The organism is Enterococcus sp. 5B3_DIV0040 (genome assembly GCF_002140755.1).
In the GTDB taxonomy this organism is placed as follows: domain Bacteria; phylum Bacillota; class Bacilli; order Lactobacillales; family Enterococcaceae; genus Enterococcus_D; species Enterococcus_D casseliflavus.
The window spans coordinates 2,072,465-2,073,157 of sequence record NZ_NGLC01000001.1 but is presented as its reverse complement, the minus strand read 5'-3'; the positions used below and the strand labels follow the sequence as shown (position 1 = coordinate 2,073,157).

The window sequence follows — 693 nt, the reverse complement described above, 5'->3', positions numbered from 1 at the left end:
AGAGTTTATGTTATCAAAAACAAAAAAAAGCTTTATTCTTATTTCGAATGTTGAAAATAATAAGTTTTTTGATGAACTGAAACATAAAACAAATTTTCATCGTGATGAACGAGTTAAATTTGTAGGGACAGTTTATAATCAACAACTATTAAAATATATTAGAGAAAATGCTTATGCATATTTTCATGGTCATGAAGTGGGTGGAACTAATCCGTCTTTATTAGAATCATTGGCGAGCACAAAGTTAAACTTGCTACTAAATGTTGGCTTTAACAGAGAAGTAGCAGGTGAGGGAGCATTATACTGGGAGAAGAATAATTTGAATGAATTAATTAATTTGATTGAATCAAAAGATTTCAGTAATAGAGATGAAATTCATTTAAAAGCTTACCAAAGAGTCAATGATAAATTTACTTGGGATATAATTGTGAAGCAATATGAGAATTTACTTGGAGGCCATAATGGACATTGAATTTTATCCTGTTATTTTAATTTATAATTCAGATATTGAAAGTAGTGTATCGTATAATAATTTATCAAAAATTGGGAAAATGTGTATAACTATATTAGATAATAGTGACGACGAAAATGTAAAAAAAAATAATTTAGAACGCTCACAATTGTTAGACATAAAATATATACCTATGAATGGTAACGTAGGATTATCTAAAGCTTATAATAGATTTTTAGATA

Annotated in this window: 2 pseudogenes; both read left to right on the top strand. The window is 26.8% G+C overall.

Annotated features, from left to right (window positions below):
- Positions 1-472, top strand: a pseudogene (locus tag A5883_RS09735) (beta 1-4 rhamnosyltransferase Cps2T); the annotation flags it as partial.
- A pseudogene (locus tag A5883_RS19140) lies at positions 462-693 on the top strand (hypothetical protein); the annotation flags it as partial. The pseudogenes A5883_RS09735 and A5883_RS19140, both read left to right, overlap by 11 nt.